Raw genomic sequence first — 25,554 nt, forward strand, 5'->3', positions numbered from 1 at the left:
ACTAGCCTTCTTTCTCAATTTGTTCAACGATTTTTTTTAATGCTCTCACTCTTGGGCTATAAGCATTACGCTCTTCTAAAGGCAATTCTGCTAAGGTTTTCTTTTCATTAGGCAAGTAAAAACATTTATCAAATCCATAACCTAGATCACCGATTTCTTTTTCCGTTAACTCCCCTTGAAGAACCTCTTCTACTAATAAATATTTTCCATCTGGATAAACATAAGCCACTGCCGCATAAAGTGATAGTTTCCGATTTTCTTCACCTAACATTAAATCAAACAACTGCTGATTTTTCTGACTATCATTCAATCCTTTTTTGAAAAAACGAGCCGTTTTAAGTCCTAGTAAGTCAGGAAAAGCTTCTAAGATAAGACCACCATCATCAGCCAAAACTGGTAGATTTAAGTAGTCAGCATAGTTTTTGGCCTTCTCTAAAGCATTTTCTTTAAAGGTCGTCCCTGTTTCAGGAAAATCAATTTCTTTTCCTAATCTTTCAATATATGAAAGAAAAGTAATCTGACTAGTTGCCAGACTACTTTTAATTTCTCCTAATTTCCCCTGATTATTTGTGCCAATGATTACTTCCATCTCTAATCAAGTGCTCTTAAAAAGTCATTTTTCCACTCACGGTCTTCTTTAAAGACACCTGTGTAATGGAACGTTTTTGTTGAACTGTGAGGGCTTTTTACACCGCGCATTGTCATACACATATGCTCCGCTTCGATTGCTACTGCTACACCTTTAACTGGTACATGTTTCACCAATTGTTCTGCAATCATAATTGTTAAATCTTCTTGAACGCTTGGACGTTTTGCGCAATATTCAACTAAACGAGGTAATTTACTTAAACCTAATACTTTATTTCCATCTGGGATATAAGCGACATGAGCTTTTCCATAAAATGGTAATAAATGATGCTCACACATTGAGTAGAACTGGATATCTTTCACTAAAACCATATCATCATCATTGCGACTATCAAATAAAGCATAATCATCAAATTCTGGACCTGTTAAAGAACCAAATACTTCATCATACATTTTTGCAACGCGTTTTGGGGTATTTTTTAAGCCTTCACGTTCAGGATTTTCACCAATTGCTTCTAAAATTTGTCTTACTGCATCTTCAATAATTTTTTTATTTTCTAAATCCATTTGACTTACCAACTTTCTCGACTTTTCCAGACTTCATCTTGATTGCCTGTTTCACTGATTAATTGTTCTATATTTTTACCAAACAACGCTGTTTTTTCGTAAACATCCTTTAATGGAATTAAAACGAAAGAACGCTTTGCCACTTCAATATGAGGAATAGTTAACCGCTCATCCTGATAAGTAACCCCGTCCATTAAAATCAAATCAATATCTATGGTACGTGGGCCCCAACGAATTAACCGCTCACGACCTAATTCTAACTCAATTTTTTGCGTTGTATCTAACAATTCAATCGGAGCTAACGTTGTTTCAATTTTTACAACGGCATTTAAGTAATTATCTTGAGGAACATCTCCGTAAGGCTCAGTTTCATAAATATTTGACTGAGCCAAAACATTAATCTTCTCTTCTTCTGATAATAATTGCACAGCTTTTTTTAGAAGGTCTACTCGATCACCTAAATTACTGCCTAGAGCTAAATAGCAGATGGTCATTTGCCATTCATCTCTCTTTCCATTTCAATTTCGATATTATCGAAAATCCCTGGCATTGGCACACTGTATTTTCTAATGCGTACCATTGCTTTTTGTAATTTTTCACCGTGAACTTCTTCTATATCATCTAAAATAGCGGATGCTACTGCTTCTATTAAATCAAAGGAGTCTCTTTGCAGTCTTAAGGCAATTTGATCATTGACTTCTGCATAACTAACAGTGTCTGCGACATCATCAGTTTTACCCGCTTTTGTAATATCCATTGTTAATTCAACATCAACTTCTAATTGTTGACCTAAAACGCGTTCTTCTTTTAACACACCGTTCTTTGTAAAAAACTTAAGATTGTTAATACGAATTTTTCCCATTTGAGACACCTCGGTTATAAATTTTAGTCATCAGTCTCTTTAAATTTAATGTTGTAATAAAACCACTGATAACGCTATCCTACCATATTTTATAACCAACAACTACATATTTTTTTAGAAAATGTGTATAAAAAAAGACTGATACTTAACGTACCAATCTTTATTTACATTTTTATGTATTTTAGTCGATTTTTTGACTTAAATTTGATTTACTTAGCAATTAAACGTGTTGCTTTAGATAAAACCGCCATCAAATCATTGGTATTATCTATTTCGTTTCTTTCTAACCCTTCACTTACAGAAATACCCACCATCTCAGTCAAAATAACCGCAACAACAACATTAATTGCTATTCCCCAAAACGTTCCTATTACTGGGATAAATTTTATCAAGTTACCTGCTAAACCTTTGCCAATAACCGAAAGGGTCATGGAAGTCATAATTCCTTTAATTAAACCATCTGTTTGTTTTTTATGATTAACTTTATAAAGTTTCATAATCATCCATGCTTGAATCGGAAGTAGCATCACTGAATCAGAAAAGGGAATCGGACTTAAACAAACAATCCCACCTAAGACAGCAGCAATATGGACAATTTTTCTTGATTTAGATAATTTCATACAGCTCACCTCTTTTTCTGATTTTGAAAAATCATACCACTTATCCAACCTCTTTTCAACTTACTTTACTTTTTAGATTATAGAAAAACTATCTCACTAAAAACTCTGATGAGATAGTTTTAAATTATTATTTCAATCCATAAACACCAAAGTCATAAATTCTAACGGCAGAATCAGCGCCTTGTGTTGGTTTGTCAGCAGTAAATCTAACAAATTGTGCTTTAGTTGCTGCAAAGGTATCCACCGTTTCACCTTTTTCATTATTGATAACGCGAGTGACTTGTTTAAATTCTTTACCGTCTTCACTCACTTCAATACTGTAGGCTCTTGTGTTCATATCTGGGCCTTCGCCACCTGCTTCAGCGTGTCCAATATGAACTTCACTAATTGTTTTCACACTACCTAAATCAACGGTTAACGCATGTGGAGGGTTTCCTGTTGCACACCATTTAGTGTCCATTTTTCCATCCACAGCAAATTGTGGTGCTTCACCGTCATTCACAAAAGAAGAGGCTTCTGTTTTGGCACCTTTAGATAATAAAGCTAAATCACCTTTAGCATCATTTGAGACAGTAATTAATTTTTCCATTTCAAGAGGCGTTTCTCCCGATTTGTTTTTAGCTACCATTTTCACTGAATAAGTTCCCTCTTTAGCATAAGTTACTACGGGTTCCTTATCCGTACTACCCTTAATATCGCCACCTTCAAATTCCCACTTAATACTATCTGTATTGCTTGAAGATTTGTCAGTAAATGTCACTTTTTCCCCTGGTGCAATTAATGTTCTCGAAGCACTAAAGTTGGCTTTTGGTACGGTATTGTCTGGCCAATCCATTGTCACTGCTTTAGAGGCCTTACCACGCTCACCTGCAACATCGACTGGCACGACTTCAAATTTTGTTTTTGTCACATCTTTTTGTCGTTCTAGGGCATTGATGTAGAAGTTACTTGAAGGCGTTGCTCCTAAGAATGAACGTGTTTTGTCTTCGTTCACTCGGTAAATTTCATAATGAGATAAGCTATCTTCTTTTGATTCTTTCCAGTATAAACGTACTCCAGCAAAGTTACTTTCCTCTTCATCAAAAATTGCTTCTTCAATAGTTAAATCATCAACGGATAACTCTTCTTTTTTGATTTCTGGTAACATTGAAAGTTGACCTAGTTTAAGTTCAAAGGTATCTGATTTTTCTTGGGCTGTGATTTCATAGCCGATTCCTGTGACTGTTTTCCCAGCTGCTTTCTTCACATCATATGAGACTGTTGTCCACTCTTCACCGATTGCTTTATCTGCTTTAAAGGTTTCTGTTTTCTTATTATCATACGTCAAAACAAGATTAACATCTGTTTTAACATTTGCTTTAGCGGTTGTTGTGACTTTCAAGTCTTTTCCTAGTTTAACTTTTGATTCGTATAATTTCATCTGACTTGGTTGACCTTTAGCCATATTGCCACGCAGTTTTAGAGCATTTCCACCGTTAAAGGCATCTGCGTAATCCATTGTCACATCTAGCTTATTGTTTTTATTATGTTCAAATTGCCATCTGTAAGTTGGCATAATGTCTTGCATGCTTCGGTTGTTCCATTCACGACTTGAAACTTTTTCCCCGTTAATGAAATAATTAAAGCCATTTCCTAGATTAAAATTAGTCACAAATGGTAACTCTGTAATCGCTGTTTGCTCCACAGAGAAAGTTGAAATACCAGGCCATTCTTCTCCTTTTGGTAATTCACTCTTACTTGAGTCACCTTGTCCATTGACCCAAAACATACTCTCTTTTTCTTGGAATTCATCTGGATTACTTGATGATTCATGGGTCCATGTTGGCACATATAATCCTAGAGAAGTTAACGGTGTTCCTTTACTATCTGTAAATAAATCCCATTTAACAGGCGTCATGTAGCCATTTTCTTGAACGTCAATTCCAGCATATAAATCATAAGGATTAACTTTTAAATCTTTGGCTTTTTCATTTGATGCTTTTAGTAGTTCTTTTTCTGCGAGTTTATCTGTGTTCCACCAGAAATTTAAGAACATACTATCTGCTAATGGATTTAAATCTGCATCTACCATATAGGCTTTATTTTGATCTGTTAAAGCATTTTGCCAATCCATTTTACCGTCACTGGTCATCGAGTCATACCACATGATTTCTTGTTTATCATCTGATTTTGTTTTGAATTCAGCAATTAACTCTTGCATTAAATCAGCATGTTCTTTAGATAATCCTTTTTCATCAGATTTCTTCTCTGTTTTTTCTTTGCCATCTTTTACATCATCAAAACTCGTCACTTCTGTGTCGGTTTCTTGGTTAATAAACCAACCATCAAACCCATAATAATCAGCAACTTCAATCATTTTGTCAACAATTGGAAACTCATTATCGTTGTCTTTTTTTAGGAATGTATCCAACCATTCCAATTTTCCGCCATGAGCTGTTTGCGGGAAAAAAATTGTTCCTAGAACTGGCACACCGTTTTTATGAGCTACATCAATCACATCCGGACTTGGTGGCACGATAATCCCTTCACCAGAAGAGCCGCCCCAATAAACTAATTGGTCAATGTATTGCCAATTTGAAAAGACATTGGCATCAAAGTTATTTATTCCTCGTGGTGCATTGCCACTAGTACTACTATTCATGATAGATAAAGCGGCAACTTTCATCTCATCATTTTGGGTTTTATTAGACTTTGGTAGTTCTTTTTTGTCGACTCTCTTAGCCAATGGAATCGTACTTGTGTTATATTTGGCATCTAAATCTTTTTTTGCATCCCATTTAAGCAAATCCTCTGGGAACCAATAAGATGATTCGGGTTGGTTATCCATTCCCTTATCAATTTTACTTTTTTCCGTCTCAGCAAATTTGATGTCATTTTTTGCTGATTCCCCTGACTGACAACCTGTTAAAGCTAACGTTGTTGTTGCTAGTAAGACTGCTACCGACGCCTTACCAATTTCACTTTTCTTCATGTGTCTCCCCCTTGATTTTTAAAAACTTTTCTTTGAAGAAACAAAACAGCACAAACTTTCAAATAAAACTGGTTTTTCCAACAAAAAATGATGATTTCAAATACAAAACTAACCAATTTTAATAAATAGTTTCCGTTATTTTATTTTTCTCTTCACTTACTCATCAAGGATAACGCTTTCAACAAATATTATTAATAATCAAATTAAAGATTTTAAGTAACAAACTAAAGAAAGTGTTTTTTTGCTACCTCCATAATTTTTATTTTCTTGTTATATTCTATTTTTTTTATTTCGTGATTTCGATCCAATTCAACTAGCATGTCTGCCTGATTTTTAACTGGTAAAATATAGGTATAATAAGCTCTCATGTTGATTTCTTCCCAAATTGATGAGATCAACAGATCTTTTTTTTCTGGGGCTATTTGAGCATATTCTTTTTTAGATGATATGTTTTTCATCGTTCTTTGTTGATACCATTTGAAATTTAAATTTAGCTCGACATTTAAAAATAAAGAAAAATCAATATACGAATTAAACAAAGAATTTAAGGCCATTGTTCCTTCAATTATTAAAATACTCGGGTTATTTATTTGTTGATTTTTATTTATGATATCTCCTACTACTTGATCATAAACACCTCTTAAAACAACGCTTTTATTTTGAAATAAATAACTAAAAAAAGCAGCTATTTTTTCCTCATTATACGTTTCAACCCAACCCTTTTTATCAAATAAATGTTTTTCATTTAACTCTTCATTACTATACAAAAAATCATCTGTTGAAATGATTTGAACACGCTCTGTCGGATAAACACGATTTATCTCTTTTTTTAAGTAGCTAGCGAAAGTTGATTTACCTGAACATACATTTCCTGTTATGCCAATCATTAAAATATTATTTTTTAGCTTTCTATTTGGTAAATGATTCGCTACAATGTCTATAAGATACATTTTTTATTCCCTTTCTAAACATTATTTTTGGAGGTTTTATTTATGGATATTAAGCATCTCGAATATTTTACAACCATTGTTGAAAATAATTTTAATCTCTCTCAATCTGCAAAAATTTTATTAATTTCTCAACCAGGTTTAACCAAATTCATCAAAGAATTTGAAGAAAAAGAAGGTGTAGAATTATTTATCCGCTCCAAAGGAAGATTAGTTAGTTTAACACCGATTGGTAAAGAATTTTATGAAAACGCATTAAACGTTTTAGAACAATATAATCAATTAATGAAAGGTTTACGAATCAATAAAACAGAGATTAAAGGCAAAATTAAAGTTGGCATTCCACCAGTTATCTTAACTGTTCTTTTTAAAAAAGCCATCCCTCAATTTATTATTGAAAACCCTAGTATTCAACTTGAAATTATTGAAGCTGGTGCCTATGAATTACAAAAAATGCTTCTACTTCAAGAAATTGATATCGCCTTTTTAATTGATCCAATCACAACATCTAACATTCAAAGTAAAACGGTTGTTGAAAATGAGGTTGTCGTTGTTTTTAATAAACAGCATAATTTTGCTAAAAGCCAAGCTCCAATTCCTTATAAAAATTTAGCTAGTGAACGAATTATTCTTTTAAATGATACGTTTATGATTCATCATCAAATCAAAAAGAATTTCCAAGTAGCAGGGGTAACCCCACATATCTTTTTTGAATCTGGCGCATGGGATTTGCTTGCGAGCATGTGTGAATCACTTAACATTATCACCTTGTTACCAGCACCTATCATCCCTCATTACTCACAAGATACCTTGATGTGTCGCTCTATTGAGCCACCACTTCACTGGATTGTTAAAATATGTCGTTTAGAAAACATTCATCAAAATCATTTAACTGAATTTGTTGAAGATTTCTTTATTCAAATTTTTTCAAAAGAAAATATTTTTTAAAGACAACCTAATTCTTTATAAATAAAGGAGCGTAACTTTTAGGTCACACTCCTTTATTTACGAACAACCTCAAAATTAGTTAAGATTCTTCATTTTTTCTTCAGAAAAGATCGCTGCATCCATTAATTTAATGTTTTCTTTCATCACAGGTTTAAAGGACATATGCGCTAAAATATCTTTTTCTAAATCAATTCCTGGAGCGATTTCAATCAACTCAACGCCATCTTTCACAAGCTTAAAGACAGCTCTTTCAGTAACATAATAAATATTTTGTTCATTATTTAGAGCGGTTTTTCCACTAAAGGTAATTTGTTCCACATCATTCACGAATTTAGATTTTTTACCTTCATTTAAAATAGTTAACTTGCCATCTTTCACTTCTGTTTTAAGACCACCTGCAGTAAATGTGCCACAGAAGACCACATTTTTAGTGTTTTGAGTAATATTAATGAAACCACCAGCACCAGCAATTTTTGGTCCAAATTTAGAAACGTTGATGTTTCCATATTGATCACATTCCGCTAAGCCAAGAAAGGCAATATCAATCCCACCACCGTCATAAAAATCAAACATATAAGATTGGTCGATGATTGATTCAGGAGAAATAGCTGCACCAAAATCAAGGCCACCAACTGGAATACCGCCAAAACTTCCTGGTTCAATGGTTGTTGTAAAGCGATCATTAGCTCCTTCTTCTTTAAGTACGGCAGAAATAACTTCTGGCATACCAATTCCGTAATTCACAATCTTAGCATCTTCTGGAATTAAAAAAGCAGAACGTCTAGCAATAATTTTACGTTCATTTAAAGGAACTGCTGTTGCTCCCTCTGATTTAATCACATCAGATTTAATGAAATCTGAATTAAATTGTGTACCAAAGGTTTGCATATGTTTGGTTTCATCTTCAACCTCAACCACATAATCCACTAAAAGACCTGGGATTTTAACTAATTTTGGATCAAGTGAGCCTGAAAGTACACGTCTCTTCACTTGAACAATTACGATTCCACCAGCATTTTTTACTGCCATTGCTAAAGATGTCGCTTCTAAAGTTAAAGGTTCTTCATCAAAAGCAATATTACCGTGTTCATCAGCGAACGTTCCTTTCATAATTGCCACATTTGGTTGTAGTAATGAGTAAGCTAAGTATTCTTCACCATTAAAGATCATTTTCTTAACTAATTCTTCTTTAGTCGCTTCATTTAAGCGACCACCAGCTATATCTGGATCTACAAAAGTTCCTAAGCCCACTTTACTGATTAAGAAAGGCTTTTTAGCTGCTATGTCACGGAACATTTGTGAAATAACACCTTGTGGGAAATTATAAGCTTCGATTTTATTCTCTGAAACAAGAGGTTGTAATTTTGGTGCTAATCCCCAATGTCCGCCGATAACTCTTTTTAATAACCCTTCTTTTGCGTAATGATTTAATCCACGATCACCACCATCACCAATTCCAGCGGCATACATCAATGTTAAATCTTTAGGATGTTGGTTTTCATTATAAAAAGTTTCCACTGCTTCATGAATTTCTTCAGCAACACCTGTTCCAATAAACCCTTCAACAGCTAAAACATCGCCATCATGAATTAAACTTGGGACTTCGCTTGCTTTAATAAACTTAACGCTCATGATATTCCTCCTATGGTTTCATTCTCATTAATTCAGCCACATCAACGTCATTATTTGTATTACCATCAACGTCAAATCCGTTTAAATTGAAAAATTCTTTTTTAAATAAATCATATGCTATTAAATCTGTTTTAAAATTATCAGCTGTTAATTGTGCCATTAAATTATTAACTTTTTCTTGCACATCTGCTCTTAATTCCCAACTATCTGGACGCAAACGGCCTTTTTCATCATAATTAGATTCTGTTCCGTATAACATTGTTCTAAAAATACGGTCTTTATGCATAATTGGCGTTTCGTGAAGATTCATTTCTTGCATCACTTTATATAAACAAATTAAGTATTTAGGTAAGATTGGAATAACCACACTTGCTTTAGTTGTCACTGCTTTTGACACACAAATCAAACTTTCACCGTTAAGACTCTTAAGATTTTTATTAATTCTTTTAGATGATTCTTCTGCTTGTTCTTTTGCAACACCTAAAGAACCGTCGTGATAAAAGGCATGAGTCACATCTGGGCCAATATAAGAATATAAAACTGTTTTGAAACCTTCTGCTAAGCAGCCAGCTTCTTTTAAGAGTTCAACCCACCATTCCCAATCTTCGCCACCCATCACTTTAACTGTACCTTCAATTTCTTCCTCTGTTGCAGGTTCAACTGTTTGGATAAATAGTTCTTCTTTTTCTAGGTTAATATTTTCTCCTGAAACTTCTTGCCCGATTGGTTTTAAAGCTGAAGAATAAGTGATTCCTGTTTTATAGTCTGTACGTTTTGGTGCTGCCAAACTATACACTAATAAATCAATTTCGCCACCAAATTCTTGTTTAATATAGTCAATGACTTGTTCTTTCATTTCTAAACTGAAGGCATCTCCAATAAAATTTTTGGCAATCAGCCCTTCTTTTTCAGCAAATTCTTTGAAGAAAATGTTGTTATACCAACCAGCAGTTCCTAACATAGTTTCATCTTTTGGTCCTCTTTCAAAAGAAACACCAATTGTATCCGCATGACTACCAAAAGCTGCTGTAATACGGCTAGCTAAACCATAACTAGAAGACGCTCCTAAAACTAACGCTTTTTTAGTTCCTTCATAATCGCCTTGTTTTTTTACGTAGTTAATTTGATTTAAGACTTCTTGTTTACACCCATTAGGATTAACGCTTCTTGCCATATTACCTTTTAATTTCATTTCAACTTTCATTGTTTACTCTCCTTTCGGTGGGATAACTGTTGCTGTCCCATCTATTAATAATTCACCGTTTTGATTAACAACAGTGGTATGTAACTCAGCCATAATAAATTTCTTTTTGTCGATGATTTTTGTTACTTCTACTTTTGCCACAATCACATCATCAAAATAAATTGGATGGATAAATTTAAGATTTTGACCTAAATAAATCGTTCCAGGTCCAGGTAAATCCATTCCTAAACAAGCAGAAATTAAGCCTGCTCCTAACATACCATGAGCGATTTTAGTTTTAAAAATACTGCTTTTAGCATACTCTTCATCAGTATGTGCTGGATTCATATCTCCTGTTGTTTGAGCAAATAAATCCACATCTTGTTCTGTCACACGTTTTGATTTTTCCCCAACTTGGCCAACTTTTATTTTGTCTTGTGTAATGCTTGGATACTCTTTTAACATTTATGACACCCCTATCTTTATTTGTTAAAAAATGAGCAATCAAAAAAACAGTGAAAGATATAACACAAAAGTATCATTTTTCTATTGCTCGTTTCAACAACATGAATATAATACCTTTTTCAGTTAATAGCTAATACTGTTTTTTCATATATTGAATAACTTTTAGTTATGGTAAATCAAACCGTATATAGTAAGAAATCATTTTCCGTTAAAAGCTTGCGTCAGTGATTCAATGATATAGGCTTCTATTTTTGAATAATTATCTTTCCTAAGTCTAGCCAAAACAACTTGCCAACTGATTGGTTTTTCCATTGGTAAACAGACCACATCCGTTACTTGGTACAAATCTTTCGTAGGCTTAGGTAAGATTGTTGCAATATCATGATTTATCTTGGTTGAATTCAACATAAAATCCCAAGATCCAGAAGTTAAAATAATATTGGGATGTACTTGATGACGTTCAAATTGATCCATTAATAAGTGATTAATCATAAAAGAAGAATCAAAAATAGCCAATTTTTCATTATCTAAATCACTCCAACCAACCTTTTGACGTTTAGCTAGTTTATGACTAGGGGAAACAAATAAACTTAACTCAGAACGCTGAATCTCGTAATTTTCAATAAGATTATCTGCTAATCCTGTTGGTGAAAGCAGTACGGCTATGTCAACATTTCCTAAAAGTAATTCATTTTTTAGGTCATACGCTCCAATTTCTTTAATATTAAATTTAATTTCTGGATTTTCTAAAATAAGCCTTGGCATCACTGTAGAAAAAACAACTGATAAAACAAGGGGTGGAATGCCGATTGTTATTGTTCCCTTCATACCCTTAAACTGCTCGTGCAGATTTGTAAACATGTCATTGTAATTTTGAAGAACAATCATCGCATCTTCATAAAAGGATTCTCCAGCATAAGTTAATCCTTTGATTCGACCACCTGCACGCTTAAACAACTTAAGTTCTTCTCTTTTTTCAAAGTCGTTAATCATCATACTTAAAGTTGGTTGTGAAACATACAACAACTCTGCTGCTCGACTCAAATTAAAGTTATTGTCAACAATCGTAACAAAATATCGCAATTGTTTAATATCCATGACGTATCACACTCCCTATATAATTTGTAGTAATACCTTCAATAACTATTATGTATACTTATACTTAATTTCAAACTCATTATGTCACAACCTTATAATAAAAGCCATTAAGATCATAACTATAAATATTATTTATAGTTATCTAAATTTTATATATTTTCTTTTACCTAAATTCCTTGTTATCTTGTGAGTGTAGAAAGCGTTTTACAAAGAAAGGACTTTAAATTATGAATAACAAAAAAATTGTCATTGTTGAAGCTTTAAGAACACCCATTGCCTCTTTTGGTGGTGCTTTTAAAAATATTTCAGCCGTAGAACTCGGAACAACTGTATTAAAAAGAATTTTAGAAACAACGAAAGTCGCTCCTGAAATGGTCGATGAAGTGATTTTAGGAAATGTGCTTCATGCTGGTTTAGGTCAAAATGTGGCGAGACAAGTTGCCATTCATGCAGGTATTCCAAGCGAAAAGACATCATTTACTCTTGATATGGTTTGCGGTTCTGGTTTAAAAGCAATCGAACTTGCTGCACAAAGTATTCTTTTAGGTGATGCTGAAATTGTTATTGCTGGTGGTGTTGAAAACATGTCCCAAGCAGCTTACGTTTTAGAAAATCAACGTTTTGGTCAAAGACTAGGTAATGGTAAAGTCATCGATACTCTTGTTAATGATGGTTTAACAGATGCTTTTAATCACTATCATATGGGAATTACAGCTGAAAATGTTGCCAAACAATATGGTATTACTAGAGAAGATCAAGATCATTTTGCTGAAAACAGTCAAAGAAAAGCAGCTCTTGCTTTAGAAAATCATGTATTTAAAGATGAAATCGTACCTGTTTCAATTCCTCAACGCAAAAAAGAGCCAATTTTAATAGATACTGATGAATATCCAAAACCAGGGACAACTTTTGAAACGTTACAAAAATTAAGACCTGCCTTCTTACCAAATGAAGGAACTGTCACTGCTGGAAATGCTTCAGGGATCAATGATGGTGCGGCTATGGTGATGTTAATGACTGAAGAAAAAGCAAAAAGTTTAGGACTAAATATTTTAGTTTCTTTAACTAGCTATGCCAGTGCAGGTGTCGCTCCTGAACTTATGGGAACTGGTCCAATTCCAGCTTCTAAAAAAGCATTAGAAAAAGCTAACCTAACAGTTGCTGATTTAAACTTAATTGAATCAAATGAAGCCTTTGCTGCTCAATCAATTGCAGTCTTAAAAGAATTAGATTTAAATCCAGAAATCGTCAATGTGAATGGTGGCGCAATTGCTTTAGGACATCCAATTGGTGCTAGCGGTGCTAGAATTTTGGTTTCTCTTATTCATGAAATGAAACGTCGCCAAGCTGAAAATGGTTTAGCTACCCTTTGCATTGGTGGCGGTCAAGGAACAGCAGTTATTGTTAAGAATTACAACTTATAGAAAGCAGGTTTTAATATGTGCAAACAGATTTCAATTTCTGAAGCCGTTACTCACATCAATGATGGAGATACAATCATGGTTGGCGGCTTTATGGCTAATGGAACACCCGAAAAACTAATCGATGCCTTAGTAGAAAAAGGTGTTAATAATTTAACTCTCATTTGTAATGACGCTGGTTTTATTGATCGAGGTGTTGGTAAAATGGTAGCCAAAAAACAATTTTCTACGATTATTGCTTCTCATATTGGCTTAAATCGTGAAGCAGGTCGTCAAATGACAGAAGGTGAAACAACTATTGAACTTGTCCCTCAAGGAACTTTAGTGGAACAAATCAGAGCTGGTGGCTTTGGTTTAGGTGGTTTCTTAACCCAAACTGGCCTTGGAACCCTTGTTGAAGAAGGAAAAGAAATTGTTAACGTTGATGGGCAAGATTTCCTTTTAGAAAAACCATTAAAAGCTGATGTCGCTTTAATCTTTGCTAATAAAGCTGATACTCAAGGTAATTTACAATATTTAGGTTCAGAAAATAACTTCAATCAAATGATGGCTACAAATGCAACTACCACAATTGTTGAAGCCAAAGAAGTAGTTAAAGTTGGCGATATTGATCCTAATTTTGTTCATACACCAGGAATTTTTGTTAATTACTTAGTAAAAGGAGCATAAAAAATGACGACAGAAAGCGTAACATTATCCAAAGAAGAAGTTCAAGCACGAATCGCAAAACGTGTCGCTCAAGAATTAGAAAATAATACCTTAGTCAATTTAGGGATTGGATTACCAACACAAGTTGCCAACTACATTCCAGAAGATGTAACGATTACTTTGCAATCTGAAAATGGCTTTGTTGGTTTAACAGCTGATATTGATCCGGAACACATCGATCCATCCATTGTAAATGCTGGTGGACAACCTGTTGGAATCGTTAAAGGAGGAGCTTTCTTTGATAGCTCAACTTCTTTTGGAATTATCCGTGGTGGACACGTTGCAGCCACTGTTTTAGGTGCTTTACAAGTGGACCAATACGGAAATATTGCTAACTACTTAATTCCAGGAAAAATGGTACCTGGTATGGGTGGTGCGATGGATTTACTAGTTGGTGCAAAAAAAGTAATCGTTGCAATGGAACATACTAATCGAGGAAAACATAAAATTTTGAATAACTGTTCCCTTCCGTTAACAGCTAAACAAGTTGTTAATCTAATTATTACTGAGATGGGCGTTTTTGAATATCAAGAAGAAGGCCTTTGTGCTATCGAAATTCATCCTGATTATTCATTTGAAGAAGTACAAGCAGCAACAGAAGTTACTTTAATCAATAAAACAAAATAAAAAATATACTGGAGGATTTTATTATGACACATTTAAAAGAAGTCGTTTTCGTTACAGGAGCTGCAAGTGGTATTGGTAAACAAATTGGAGAAACTTTCTTAAAAGAAGGAAAAACAGTGGCTTTCTCTGATATTAACAAAGAAAAATTAGATGAAGTTGTAGCTGAGTACACTAAACAAGGATATGATGCTTTTGGCATATTATGTGATGTAACAAGTGAAGAAGCAATCAATACAGCAATTGATACTGTTATTGAAAAATATGGTCGTATTGATATTTTAGTTAATAATGCAGGTTTACAACACGTTTCAATGATCGAAGATTTCCCTGCTGATAAATTTGAATTTATGGTAAAAGTAATGTTAATTGCGCCATTTATCGCCATCAAGAGAGTTTTCCCAACAATGAAAAAACAAAAACATGGTCGTGTCATCAATATGGCTTCTATTAATGGTGTCATTGGTTTTGCTGGAAAATCAGCTTATAATTCTTCAAAACACGGTTTAATCGGTTTAACTAAAGTTGCAGCTCTAGAAGCCGCTGACTCTGGTATTACAGTTAATGCCATTTGTCCTGGTTATGTTGATACACCACTTGTTAGAGGACAATTTGAAGATTTATCTAAAACTCGTAATATTCCATTAGAAAATGTTTTAGAAGAAGTTCTTTATCCTTTAGTACCACAAAAACGTTTAATCGACGTTCAAGAAATTGCTGATTACGTTTCATTCTTAGCAAGTGATAAAGCTAAAGGTGTTACTGGCCAAGCATGTATTCTTGATGGTGGTTACACTGCACAATAAAAGTTACATTGTTAAGTAAAGAGATTGACTTCAACGTCAGTCTCTACCTTATTTATATGAATATTCTTTAATAGTCAGAGGATAAAATGGCATCTCCTACACCAACTTCACAAATACTAATCAATCCATTTGCTTGGAGCTAGGCGCCATTTTAACCACTCTATTTGTTTTATCAAGAAAAGAGGAATTTACACTATGGAAATTATTGGTTCTATTGGGGTTCTACTTGGTGTTATCGCCATTATTTATTTTTCCCTTAAAGAAATAAACATTATTATTGCTGCACCACTTGCAACGGCTATTGTGATTCTATTTAATCAAATGGATCCTTTCACTTCTCTTTTAGGTAAAGAAGCGAATCAATATATGGGTGCTCTTTCAACTTATATTTTAAACTATTTTGCGATCTTCCTACTTGGTTCTATTTTAGCCAAGTTAATGGAAGTTAGTGGGGCAACAACTTCTATTGCTGACTATATTTTGAAAAAAGTTGGTTATGATAGTCCTTATAAAGTATTAGTTGCAATTTTTGCAGTTAGTGCTATTTTAACTTATGGTGGCATTAGCCTTTTTGTTGTCATGTTTGCCGTCTTACCTTTAGCTCGTAGCTTATTCAAAAAAATGGATCTATCTTGGAACTTGATCCAAGTTCCACTTTGGTTGGGAATTGCAACGTTTACGATGACTATTTTACCAGGAACACCAGCCATTCAAAATGTTATTCCCATTCAATACTTAAATACATCTTTAACAGCTGCAGCAGTTCCTAGTATTCTTGGTTCTATTGGCTGTATCACTTTTGGTTTATTCTATATGAAACGTTGTTTAAACAAAAGTTTAGCTAAAGGTGAAAATTATGCCACTTATGCATTAGATGCTGATGAAGTTATTGAAGAAAAAGAACTTCCTAACTTTTTACCTAGTGTCACTCCTTTAGTTTTACTCATCATTTTAGCTTTATCAGGTAGTATCTTTGGTAATGAGTTTTTAAAGAAAAATATTATTTATATTGCTTTACTCTCAGCGATTATTTTAGCTGTTATTCTATTTAGAAATTTTATCCCTGAAAAAATAAAAACCTTTAATTTAGGAGCAAGTGGTTCTATCGCTCCAATCTTTGCCACAGCTTCTGCTGTTGCTTTTGGTGCAGTTGTGATGATTGCTCCTGGTTTTAAACTCTTCTCAGATTTAATTTTAAATATCCCAGGTAACCCATTAATCAGTTTAACTGTCTTGACATCTTCTATGTCTGCTATCACAGGTTCCTCATCTGGAGCCCTTGGAATTGTTATGCCTAACTTCGCTCAATTTTATTTAGATAAAGGCCTTGAACCTGAAATGATTCACCGTGTTGCAGCGATTGCGTCTAACATTTTAACCATTGTTCCTCAAAGCGGTGTGTTCTTAACATTCTTAGCTTTAACTGGTTTAAATCATAAGAATGCCTTTAAACAAACCTTTATTACTGTTTCTGTTGGAACATTAATCGCAGAAGTTATTGTCATTGTCACAGGATTGATTTTTTAATTTTCTTTTTTTATGCCCTTGAAACCTTATTTTTTCCTTTAAAATAAGGTTTCAAAAAAATAAAAGGATCTAGCTATGCCAAAATGTATGGCTAGAAACCTTTTATTCATTAACAAATAAGCTAATAATATTTTTATCATGATCTCTCACTAAAGCATAATATTGTCCCCAAGGAGCCAACCATGGTTCTTTAATCACTTCATAATTTCCTAAGCGTATTTTTTCAACTAACTCGTCTACATGATTAGCACTCTCACAAAGAAAAGCGAGTTCAACTTTATCTCCAGTTGTTTCTGGTTCAAATCCTAAAACAGCTGTGATCATCTCTTTGGTATTTAAAGAAATTCGCACCCCTTCATTTTCAAGTTCCACATAAGCATCTTCAGAGCTACCACTTTTAACTTTTAGTCCTAACAACTCATAAAAAGCAATTGCCTCTTTCATATTACTGACGATTATTCCCACCATATCAAGTTTCATCTTATTTCTCTTTTAACTTATATCGTAATAGTGTTTTTCTTTTTTCAGGGGCGACTCTTCTAAAATCGGAAAGATAAATTTCACGATGAACGTATGTATCCATGATCCAATCTCTTTTAAAAGGCATTTCTTCTAAAAATTGATCTATTTTCCTAAAGGTTTCAATTTCTGTCTCAAAGGTTCCTACATGAATTCCTTGAACAACCATACCATCTTCATAGGCTTCAAACTGTATATCTTCAATCCTTGGATTACCTTTTTTTAAACGAACTTCTTTCATGGCTTGTTGAACCATTTCAGCGGTTACTTGTTCTGGTTGACGTATCATGATTCGGTAAACTAAGGCGTCTTTGTTTAAATTTTCATCTTTAGAACCATCACTTGTTGTCCAAACACCTTCTAAAGGATAAACTGTATATTCAAATCCTTGTTTTTTTAAACTCATTCTAAGAGAATAAGAAACGCTATATAAAGCTTCAATTTGACTAGCGTAGTGAGAATTATTATTAGGATTTCCCATTCCTTCTAATATTAAAAAAGAGTATTTGGGTATTTCTCTCACTTCTATTTCTTTAGGTAAATAAACTTGCTTTTCTACTTTTCGCCACTCGTATTTCATTTCTATTTTCTCCTAATTAAAGTCTAAGCTCAATAACATACCTTCTGCTGTTGGCTCATAGATTCCTTTTCCAGTAATACCAGTAAAATCTTCTGTTCCTGTGCCAGGGATAATCTCGACTTTGGCTTCATATTGATTATCAACAAAACTTCCTTTATCAGCTAAGATAAAACTTCCTTTTCGACCTTCAATTTCACCTTTAAAGACCATAAATCCTTCAAAAACACTTGACGATTGATGAATATCTTCTTTATTGTATTCCAAATATAAAATCGTATAGTCTACATCTATTTTCCCTGTCAATTCACCTTCAACGTCATAAACAACTCTTGCATGAGCTACTTTTTCCTCAATTGTAAAAACCTCTTGCCAATCATTTACTTTAAAAATACTTTTTGCCATTATTAAACACCTCGTCCTCTCTTTAATAAATTCATTCTATCAAAGTCTTGTGACTACATTATGTCATATTGACTTAAAATATTTTTAGCACTAGCTATGATGTCATTTTTTAACGTATCAGGCGACAGAACTTTTACTTCTCCACCAAATCCCATGAGCATTTCAACCGTCCACGGTTCTTTCGGTAGTTTTTTAGTAACATATATTTTATCCTCAGATTCAGTAATGTCTTCTTCTAAAAAGGTATCATAGACTTTCGCCTTAACTGAATAATTAAAAACCAAAGAGACTTCCTCCATGGGTACTGTCTCGCTAAGTGAATGATAAAAGACGTCTAACTCTGACTTATCAACCATTGAAGAATGCTGATTTTTGAATTGTTCTTCTAGTAATTGAACTTTTCTGATTCTACTTATTCTAAATAAACGTTCCTCTTGTCTCAACTGACAAAAAGCAAACAAGTACCACACGTGAGATTTACAAACTAAATTAATTGGCTCCACTTGTCGATTCGTGGTTGCTCCTTTGTAACTCGTATATTCAAAAGATAAAACTTGCTTATTTTCTATGGCTTTTTCAATATCCGTTAAAATCAATTGATTGGTTTTCCATAAGCTCAAATCAAAAAAATAAGGAGAGGAACTTGGATTTTTTTGAACAAGATAAGCCATTTTTTGACTCAATTCTTCTATTTTTGGATGATGATAACTCGTTGCTAAACTTTGGCTCAAATCATAAATAATTTTCTTCTCCATGTCAGAAAAAAGTAATGAATTGAGTTGGTAATCTTCATCAATATAAAACCCACCCTGAGTTCCCTTTTTAGAATAAATAGGAATTCCCGCTAAACTTAAAGTATCAATGTCCCGGTAAATTGTTCTAACTGACACTTGATATTTTTCAGCGATGTCACCTGCCTTAAGATATCTATTAGATAGTAAAGTCACTAAAATATACATGAGTCGCTCAATTTTCATAAGCTTCTCCTTTCTTTTAAAAAAGTAAAAAGGTTGCAATAAAACTCGTTCCAGTTCTATCACAACCTCCTATGTTTATTTCTTTAATTTAAAATTGGGATAGTTTTTAACAATCCGCTGTAAATTTCGATGTTTCAAATGTGGTTTCTTCGTTTTTAAATGACTTAAGATTGATTGTCGACTAAGAGATTCTTCCGCATTAATAAAGAGATGTTTTAACCGATATTCTTTAATCACTGCATTTTCACTATCTGATGTATCCACTAAATGCTCCACTTCTTTTTTGGTTGTCATGGTGAAAATGAACGTGGTTAGTGCGTCTAAGCCAAACAAAACAAAGAGTATTAGGGGTAACCAACCATTTGTTTCAGCATTCAGAAAACCAATTAATTTCTCTATTTCTGGATGAATGACTTTGATTAAAAATAAACAGCCAACACCCCAAAAAATTGAAACGGGAACCGCCACTCGTCCGTGAATATTAAGTGGTACCTCTTTATAATCCCACAGCTCCATGGAAAATAATTTTTCTAGTAAAAAACTGGTCACATATTCAACAATCGTCACAATCACAACAATATTAAAATATAAATTTAGGAGTGTTCCGTATTCCTTTGGTACAAGAAGCAGTACTGATAAAACGCCAAATCCGTAAACTGGACAATAGGGGCCCAGTAAAAAGCCTCGATAAACAAAGTGCTTGGCTTTAAAGGAACAAAAGAAACTTTCCCATAGCCAACCAATCATTGAATAGACAATAAAAATCATAAATAATTGAAAAAAAGTATTGTGTAAATCTAAATTGAGCATCTTAATACATTTCTACTAATGAAGCTTTGAATATTGCTAAAACATCCGCTTCTTTAATTGGTACAAATGCATTATCAAGTGACTTGTGTTTAATGGTTTGTGAAGCCATCTCTGAAAGAAGTGACTCGTCAATTCCTACTTCGCCTAACGTCATTGGAACGCCCCAATTTTTGAAGGCTTGATACGTAGATTCAATCGCTTGTTCAGCCATTGCCATTGTATCGTCCATATAATCGATATCAAATACACGGTGCCCATATTCAGCAAATTTCGCTGCTGTCGTTTCATTTAAACAATGTTTCATCCATCTTGGTGTGATGATAGCTAAGCCGATACCATGTGTAATATCATAATAAGCACTTAATTCATGTTCCATTGCGTGACATGACCAAACTTGGGCTTTTCCTGAACCTGTCAAACCATTTAAAGCAAGAGAACTTGCCCACATTAAATTAGCACGAGCTTCATAGTTTTCTGGATTTTCTAGAGCAAGTGGTGTGTAATGATGAACTGTACGCATTAATCCTTCAGCGATACTATCTTGAACCATAGCATCTTTTGTGTGATCAAAATAATTTTCAAATAAATGGCTTAAAATATCTGCTGATCCTGCCATTGTTTGATATTTAGGCACTGAAAAAGTATAACTTGGGTCTAAAATCGAAACTTTTGGTGCTAAACTACGAGCGCCGAAGCTTAGTTTTTCTTTGGTTTCTAAATTCGTAATCACTGAACCACCATTCATTTCAGAACCTGTGGCAGCAATCGTTAAAATAGATACGATAGGAAGTGTTTCTCCTACTAAACTAGCGTCACTTGTGAAATCCCAAGGGTTGCCATCATAAAATGTTCCTGCTGAAATGGCCTTAGAACAATCAATGGTAGATCCACCACCCACAGCTAAAATCACATCAATTTTATGTTCACGACACAGTTCAACACCTTTAATCACTGTTTCAATTCTTGGATTAGGTTCAATCCCAGGTAATTCAAAGACATTAAAGTCTGATCCTAATTTTGAGATAATATCATCGTATAAACCATTTCTCTTAATACTTCCCCCACCATAAGTTAGTAAAACATTTTTACCGAATGGTGCTAAGCTACTAGGTAATTTTTCAATCTGACCTTTACCAAATAAAACATTTGTTGCTGCTTGAAAATCAAAATTAAACATGTGAAAAACTCCTTCTTTTCTTTATTTATTAATACAAGCGAATCGCCGAAAGGATACCCGCTAACATATCACTACCTGAAGATGAACCAATCCTTAAGATTTCCTCCACTCGTTTATTCAACGTTAACATAGAGGAACCACGATATAAATCATATAAAAATTGCTGGACTGGTTTTAGCGCTCTTTTATCTATCGCAAGTTTTAATTGATTCTGACTGACTGCATTGGTTTTGCGACAATTTTCTTGAACCAACTGATTTAGAAGACCTGTAAACTCACGATTAGTATCAGTTTGACTATTTAAAACCAGTAAAAAGCCAGTCAGAAAATCATCACCAGAAGGCGTTAATCCGTGACCTAATCCAAGTAAGGAAGAGACTCCTACCTCTAGTAATGAGGAATCATCTTTTTCAAACGCACTTTCTAAAGTTTCTTTTCCGTTCATTAGAAAACGGTGCATCACTTCTTCCACATCATTGGGAAAAGTTTTGCGGTAAAAGCCAACGGTATCCAAATTTATTTCTAAGTAGTTATTGATAATCGTTGTGTGTCGCTTGATTTCTAAAGCTTTTTCTTTTGAAAAAACTAAAGGTAACTCCTCCATTACCTTTGCCTCTTCACAATCAATTTCCAGTACATCAGCAATCAAAAGACGTTTACCAACGTGTGAGACTGCCATACCAATTTCTAATGGCAGGTATTTCATAGATGTTTCATTTATTTTAATCATTTGCGGTCCATCAAAAATTGGATGGGTCGCCACTGTCATTAATTTATTTGTTTCTGTTTCGATATTAAACGTTCTCTCAAAAACACTATGGATGGTACCAGAGAATGTTGTTTCTAAAAAGTCGTTTGAATAAGAAACCCCTTGAATTTTTTTCATACCACGTCCCCTTTATTTTCCTATTGTACCACTAATAGGAAAACAAAAAACACTAATTCTTAACAAAAAGAACTAGTGTTTAATGGAATTAAAAAAATTAGTTCCAGTTATTTGGAGCTAAGCGCCACTATCACCTTTTTTTATTTCGCGCCTAATATTTGTTCTTTCGCATGGACTAATTGGGTTAGGAACGAGCAGTAAGGTGTTTCGATGTTGTATTGTTTTCCTTTTCTGACAATTGCGCCATTGATATAATCAATTTCAGTTAAACGGTTGTTGATGATTAGATCTTGGTACATTGATGGGTGGTGTAATCCGATTGTTTCACGGTTATAACAAGATTTAATTTGAGTTAAGACTTCTTCAATATTTAAATCAGCTTTCTCCATTTTAGCAATCGCCGCAAATTCTGAAACAATACTTTCAACAATCGCGTCTGCCACATCTGTTTCACCAAATCCAGCCATGTTTGAATCTAAAATGGTACATAAGCCGTTCATTGTTCCGTTAACACAGGCTTTTTTATAAATTGAAGACAAGATATTCCCTGAGTATTTTGCGTTTAAATTCGCCTTGTTTAAGCACGCAATCACTTCTTCAGTTGCATCTCTTCCGTCTTCTCCTAAGTTTTGTAAATCGATTGACCCATTACCAAATAATTTAGCTTTTCCAGGTCCTTCTAAACCAGCTGTCCACATTGTGTTACCTAAAATAATATTGCTTAAAGGAACATATTTTTTGATAACATCCTCATGACCAATGCCGTTAAGTAAGCATAACACTTTCGTATTGGTACCGACCATGTTCTTAATTTCTTTCATCATAGCGTCAAGTTGCATCGCTTTTGTAAAAAGAATCACTAAATCTGCTGAAAAATCAACGCTAGCTACTTCATTTTGATGATAAATCGGAATTTGTGCGACCACTTCCTCACCATTAAAGTTAGCTTTTAAGCCGTCTTTCTTGATGTTATCTATATGTTCTGGCCAACCGTCAACTAAGATGACCTCATTTTTTGCTTGATGTAACATAAGTCCGAAACGGCTGCCCATCGCTCCTGCTCCTGCAATAATTACCTTCATTTAAAAACACTCCTTATCTTTCATTTAATACTATTCATTCTATAAAAAAAACGACATAAAATCAAAATTTTTATGGTATCATAGATATAATAGTTAACATTTTTAAAATTAAAACGCTTTATCATTATTTGAATGGAAGGTGCTTATTTTGAATATTCAACAACTTAAATACTTTATTGAAATAGCTAATACTAGAAATTTATCCGCCGCTGCAAGAAATCTTTTTGTGACTCAACCCACCCTATCTCTTGCGCTTAAAAAAATGGAGGGTGACTTGCGGACCACGCTTTTCACTCATACTGACAAACCTTTCCAATTAACCAAAACAGGTCTTTACCTTTACGAACACGGTCAGACTCTTGTTACTGACTTTGATCAACTCATTGCTGATATTCATTTAATGGATGACGAATCATCTCACTCTAAGAAAAAAATCAAATTAGGTATCACTACTCTTTTTTCAATGCAGTTTATGAAAGAAATTTCCTTGTTTCTTTCGTCACATCCACATATTGACTTGATCATAAAACAAGACGGCTCGCCTTACTTACAACAAATGCTGATGGATGATGAAATCGATATTGGTTTGATTTCGTTCCCTAATCTTTATCCGGATAAAATCTCTATTGAAGCCTTAGAAACATCTACAAGAGGTTATCATGTTTATGTGGTGATGCCTGATGATAATCCTTTGGCGCAAAAGAGTGTTCTAACCTTTAAAGATTTGAAAGGACAACGTTTCTCTTCTCTGACAACTAATTTTATGTTAGGAAGACTTTTACTTGATCGTTCAAGTAATTTTGGCTTTGAACCAAACATTGTCCTTCATAATGACGATTTACAAGTTTTACTTCATAGCTTACGAAAAAATGATTCTATTTGTATTTTACCGATTGAATATCAAGAAGTGGGTAAAAGTGATGGATTAAGCTGGATTCCATTAAAAGATAAATACGATTATTTTCCAATTGGCATCGCCTTAAAGCGTGACGCCCACATTACAAATGACATTAAAGATTTTATTGAGATTATTAAGGATAATTAATAGTCTCTTTTTTTAGCCTTGATACTTGAAAACAACCTTGCTGTCGTAGATTTTCAAGACTTTTTCAAAGATAATTTTAGATAAAAGTCCCGCAGCAATTGGAACAACAAACCATGAAATAATTAGTAATACAACATTTAATCCGGCATCTAATGAAGCCAGTGGTCCGACTAAACCTACCAAGCCAAATCCAGCTGAGTTAGGTGTCCCAGAAATATTAAACAACGCAACTGGAATTGCTGAAACAGTCGCCGTAACTAAGCATGGAACCAAGATAATTGGATACTTAAATAGATTAGGCATCATCATTTTCATCCCACCTAAAGCAACAGCTAATGTCACTCCAGATTCATTAACTTTCCAAGAATGAATGACTAAAACAGTTGTTGTTGCAGCAATTCCCATAGCTGCAGCCCCTGCTGAAACACCATTTAATTGAATCGCCATCCCAATAGCCACTGTGGTGATTGGTGAAATAATCAAAGCTGCAAAAGAACATGCAATTAAAATACTCATAATAATCGGTTGGAAATCTGTAAAGTTATTAATGACTTTTCCAATCGCTACCGTGATTTGAGTCACATATGGATACATCAACATTCCTGCTAAACCAGCGCCAATCCCTACAACAATCGGTAGTGCAATAATTTCGACCGAACCAAATTTTGTATCTATCCAAAGCATTAACAACACAGCAATTGATGCTGTTAACATGATATTAATAATGTCTCCAGTACCAGCCGCAACAAACCCTTTAATATCAGGATTGTATTTAATAACCCCAGATCCTGCAAAAGCCGCTCCACCAACGATCATCATTTTAGGTGGCGTTAAATCGAATTGTTTCGCAATAAGTGCTGCAATAATCAGTGCCGTTCCAACTTGGAAAATAAGTGCTGCGTTAATAATCATCTGAATCACTGGAATATGAGCAAAATATTTTAAAATTGCGCCAAGAACAGCATTTGGAATCAGTGCGATAATCGTTCCTTGAGCCGTCCCTGTTAATAGTTTGTTAAAAAAGATTTTTGGTGTCATTTTTGTTTGAGTCACTTCATTTGTCATGTTAAAATCCCCTAATTTTATTTTTTTAATTTAACATTACATCA

At 33.9% G+C, this 25,554-nt stretch carries 27 protein-coding genes; 7 read left to right on the forward strand and 20 right to left on the reverse strand.

Features of this window, described 5'->3' with window-relative positions; all coding sequences use genetic code 11:
* Nucleotide 1 precedes the first annotated feature (1 nt).
* The 7 genes from G7082_RS14565 to G7082_RS14595 all read right to left on the reverse strand — a co-directional run bounded on the left by G7082_RS14565 (nucleotide 2) and on the right by G7082_RS14595 (nucleotide 6,558).
* Entirely contained in the window at nucleotides 2-589 is a 588-nt protein-coding gene (locus G7082_RS14565) for a non-canonical purine NTP pyrophosphatase (RefSeq protein WP_166035920.1), read from the reverse strand.
* 2 nt (nucleotides 590-591) lie between these two features.
* Entirely contained in the window at nucleotides 592-1,155 is a 564-nt protein-coding gene (folE, locus tag G7082_RS14570) for a GTP cyclohydrolase I FolE (protein ID WP_166035921.1), read from the reverse strand.
* Nucleotides 1,156-1,160: 5 nt separating this feature from the next.
* Entirely contained in the window at nucleotides 1,161-1,649 is a 489-nt protein-coding gene (gene folK, locus G7082_RS14575) for a 2-amino-4-hydroxy-6-hydroxymethyldihydropteridine diphosphokinase (protein ID WP_166035922.1), read from the reverse strand.
* Nucleotides 1,646-2,017 (reverse strand): dihydroneopterin aldolase, encoded by a 372-nt coding sequence (folB, locus tag G7082_RS14580; protein ID WP_166035923.1) that lies wholly within the window; start codon nucleotides 2,015-2,017, stop codon nucleotides 1,646-1,648. The genes folK and folB overlap by 4 nt, the downstream gene beginning before the upstream one ends.
* Before the next feature lie 209 nt (nucleotides 2,018-2,226).
* Nucleotides 2,227-2,637, reverse strand: a complete 411-nt coding sequence (locus G7082_RS14585; protein WP_166035924.1) for a GTPase — start codon at nucleotides 2,635-2,637, stop codon at nucleotides 2,227-2,229.
* 127 nt (nucleotides 2,638-2,764) lie between these two features.
* Nucleotides 2,765-5,608, reverse strand: coding sequence for an endo-beta-N-acetylglucosaminidase (locus tag G7082_RS14590; RefSeq protein ID WP_166035925.1), 2,844 nt, complete (start codon nucleotides 5,606-5,608; stop codon nucleotides 2,765-2,767).
* A gap of 224 nt (nucleotides 5,609-5,832) precedes the next feature.
* The gene (locus G7082_RS14595) at nucleotides 5,833-6,558 is read right to left on the reverse strand and encodes a nucleoside/nucleotide kinase family protein (protein ID WP_166035926.1); all 726 of its coding nucleotides are present in this window, start codon (nucleotides 6,556-6,558) and stop codon (nucleotides 5,833-5,835) included.
* Between the two features lie 42 nt (nucleotides 6,559-6,600).
* Between G7082_RS14595 and G7082_RS14600 the strand changes: the two genes are divergently transcribed.
* Nucleotides 6,601-7,503 (forward strand): LysR family transcriptional regulator, encoded by a 903-nt coding sequence (locus tag G7082_RS14600; protein ID WP_166035927.1) that lies wholly within the window; start codon nucleotides 6,601-6,603, stop codon nucleotides 7,501-7,503.
* 75 nt (nucleotides 7,504-7,578) lie between these two features.
* On the opposite strand, the gene G7082_RS14605 is transcribed toward G7082_RS14600, so the two are convergent.
* The 4 genes from G7082_RS14605 to G7082_RS14620 all read right to left on the reverse strand — a co-directional run bounded on the left by G7082_RS14605 (nucleotide 7,579) and on the right by G7082_RS14620 (nucleotide 11,881).
* Complete coding sequence (locus tag G7082_RS14605) at nucleotides 7,579-9,135, reverse strand: acyl CoA:acetate/3-ketoacid CoA transferase (protein WP_166035928.1); 1,557 nt, start codon at nucleotides 9,133-9,135, stop codon at nucleotides 7,579-7,581.
* Between the two features lie 10 nt (nucleotides 9,136-9,145).
* Nucleotides 9,146-10,339, reverse strand: a complete 1,194-nt coding sequence (gene fabV, locus G7082_RS14610) for an enoyl-ACP reductase FabV (protein ID WP_166035929.1) — start codon at nucleotides 10,337-10,339, stop codon at nucleotides 9,146-9,148.
* A 3-nt stretch (nucleotides 10,340-10,342) separates the two neighbouring features.
* Nucleotides 10,343-10,783, reverse strand: a complete 441-nt coding sequence (locus G7082_RS14615; RefSeq protein ID WP_166035930.1) for a MaoC family dehydratase — start codon at nucleotides 10,781-10,783, stop codon at nucleotides 10,343-10,345.
* Between the two features lie 198 nt (nucleotides 10,784-10,981).
* Complete coding sequence (locus G7082_RS14620; RefSeq protein WP_166035931.1) at nucleotides 10,982-11,881, reverse strand: LysR family transcriptional regulator; 900 nt, start codon at nucleotides 11,879-11,881, stop codon at nucleotides 10,982-10,984.
* A 227-nt stretch (nucleotides 11,882-12,108) separates the two neighbouring features.
* Here G7082_RS14620 and G7082_RS14625 point away from each other — a divergent pair, with 227 nt between their 5' ends.
* The 5 genes from G7082_RS14625 (at nucleotide 12,109) to G7082_RS14645 (ending at nucleotide 16,967) form a co-directional block, all read left to right on the forward strand.
* On the forward strand, nucleotides 12,109-13,305 hold the full coding sequence (locus G7082_RS14625; RefSeq protein ID WP_166035932.1) for an acetyl-CoA C-acetyltransferase: 1,197 nt from the start codon (nucleotides 12,109-12,111) through the stop codon (nucleotides 13,303-13,305).
* Between the two features lie 15 nt (nucleotides 13,306-13,320).
* On the forward strand, nucleotides 13,321-13,971 hold the full coding sequence (locus G7082_RS14630; RefSeq protein WP_166035933.1) for a CoA transferase subunit A: 651 nt from the start codon (nucleotides 13,321-13,323) through the stop codon (nucleotides 13,969-13,971).
* Between the two features lie 3 nt (nucleotides 13,972-13,974).
* On the forward strand, nucleotides 13,975-14,637 hold the full coding sequence (locus tag G7082_RS14635) for a 3-oxoacid CoA-transferase subunit B (protein ID WP_166035934.1): 663 nt from the start codon (nucleotides 13,975-13,977) through the stop codon (nucleotides 14,635-14,637).
* Between the two features lie 23 nt (nucleotides 14,638-14,660).
* Entirely contained in the window at nucleotides 14,661-15,440 is a 780-nt protein-coding gene (locus G7082_RS14640; RefSeq protein ID WP_166035935.1) for a 3-hydroxybutyrate dehydrogenase, read from the forward strand.
* 195 nt (nucleotides 15,441-15,635) lie between these two features.
* Entirely contained in the window at nucleotides 15,636-16,967 is a 1,332-nt protein-coding gene (locus G7082_RS14645) for a GntP family permease (protein ID WP_166035936.1), read from the forward strand.
* Between the two features lie 102 nt (nucleotides 16,968-17,069).
* Here the strand turns inward: G7082_RS14645 and G7082_RS14650 are convergent, their stop codons facing one another.
* The 8 genes from G7082_RS14650 to G7082_RS14685 form a co-directional block, all read right to left on the reverse strand.
* A complete protein-coding gene (locus G7082_RS14650) occupies nucleotides 17,070-17,447 on the reverse strand; it encodes a VOC family protein (RefSeq protein ID WP_166035937.1) in 378 nt (125 codons plus the stop codon).
* 1 nt (nucleotide 17,448) lies between these two features.
* Nucleotides 17,449-18,066: a GyrI-like domain-containing protein gene (locus tag G7082_RS14655; RefSeq protein WP_166035938.1), complete on the reverse strand. Its 618-nt coding sequence runs from the start codon at nucleotides 18,064-18,066 to the stop codon at nucleotides 17,449-17,451.
* Nucleotides 18,067-18,078: 12 nt separating this feature from the next.
* Entirely contained in the window at nucleotides 18,079-18,468 is a 390-nt protein-coding gene (locus tag G7082_RS14660) for a DUF3224 domain-containing protein (RefSeq protein ID WP_166035939.1), read from the reverse strand.
* Between the two features lie 53 nt (nucleotides 18,469-18,521).
* Complete coding sequence (locus G7082_RS14665) at nucleotides 18,522-19,445, reverse strand: helix-turn-helix transcriptional regulator (RefSeq protein ID WP_166035940.1); 924 nt, start codon at nucleotides 19,443-19,445, stop codon at nucleotides 18,522-18,524.
* Nucleotides 19,446-19,520: 75 nt separating this feature from the next.
* Nucleotides 19,521-20,255: a putative ABC transporter permease gene (locus G7082_RS14670; protein ID WP_238842666.1), complete on the reverse strand. Its 735-nt coding sequence runs from the start codon at nucleotides 20,253-20,255 to the stop codon at nucleotides 19,521-19,523.
* A gap of 1 nt (nucleotide 20,256) precedes the next feature.
* Nucleotides 20,257-21,432, reverse strand: coding sequence for an iron-containing alcohol dehydrogenase (locus G7082_RS14675; RefSeq protein WP_166035941.1), 1,176 nt, complete (start codon nucleotides 21,430-21,432; stop codon nucleotides 20,257-20,259).
* A gap of 28 nt (nucleotides 21,433-21,460) precedes the next feature.
* Nucleotides 21,461-22,318 (reverse strand): oxamate carbamoyltransferase subunit AllH family protein, encoded by an 858-nt coding sequence (locus G7082_RS14680; RefSeq protein ID WP_166035942.1) that lies wholly within the window; start codon nucleotides 22,316-22,318, stop codon nucleotides 21,461-21,463.
* A 140-nt stretch (nucleotides 22,319-22,458) separates the two neighbouring features.
* Nucleotides 22,459-23,400, reverse strand: coding sequence for a 2-dehydropantoate 2-reductase (locus G7082_RS14685; protein ID WP_166035943.1), 942 nt, complete (start codon nucleotides 23,398-23,400; stop codon nucleotides 22,459-22,461).
* Between the two features lie 139 nt (nucleotides 23,401-23,539).
* Between G7082_RS14685 and G7082_RS14690 the strand changes: the two genes are divergently transcribed.
* Entirely contained in the window at nucleotides 23,540-24,445 is a 906-nt protein-coding gene (locus tag G7082_RS14690) for a LysR family transcriptional regulator (RefSeq protein WP_238842667.1), read from the forward strand.
* 12 nt (nucleotides 24,446-24,457) lie between these two features.
* Here G7082_RS14690 and G7082_RS14695 read toward each other — a convergent pair whose 3' ends face one another.
* A complete protein-coding gene (locus tag G7082_RS14695) occupies nucleotides 24,458-25,510 on the reverse strand; it encodes a PTS sugar transporter subunit IIC (RefSeq protein WP_166035945.1) in 1,053 nt (350 codons plus the stop codon).
* Nucleotides 25,511-25,554 lie beyond the last annotated feature (44 nt).

It is taken from the genome of Vagococcus hydrophili (assembly GCF_011304195.1).
Taxonomy (GTDB): domain Bacteria; phylum Bacillota; class Bacilli; order Lactobacillales; family Vagococcaceae; genus Vagococcus; species Vagococcus hydrophili.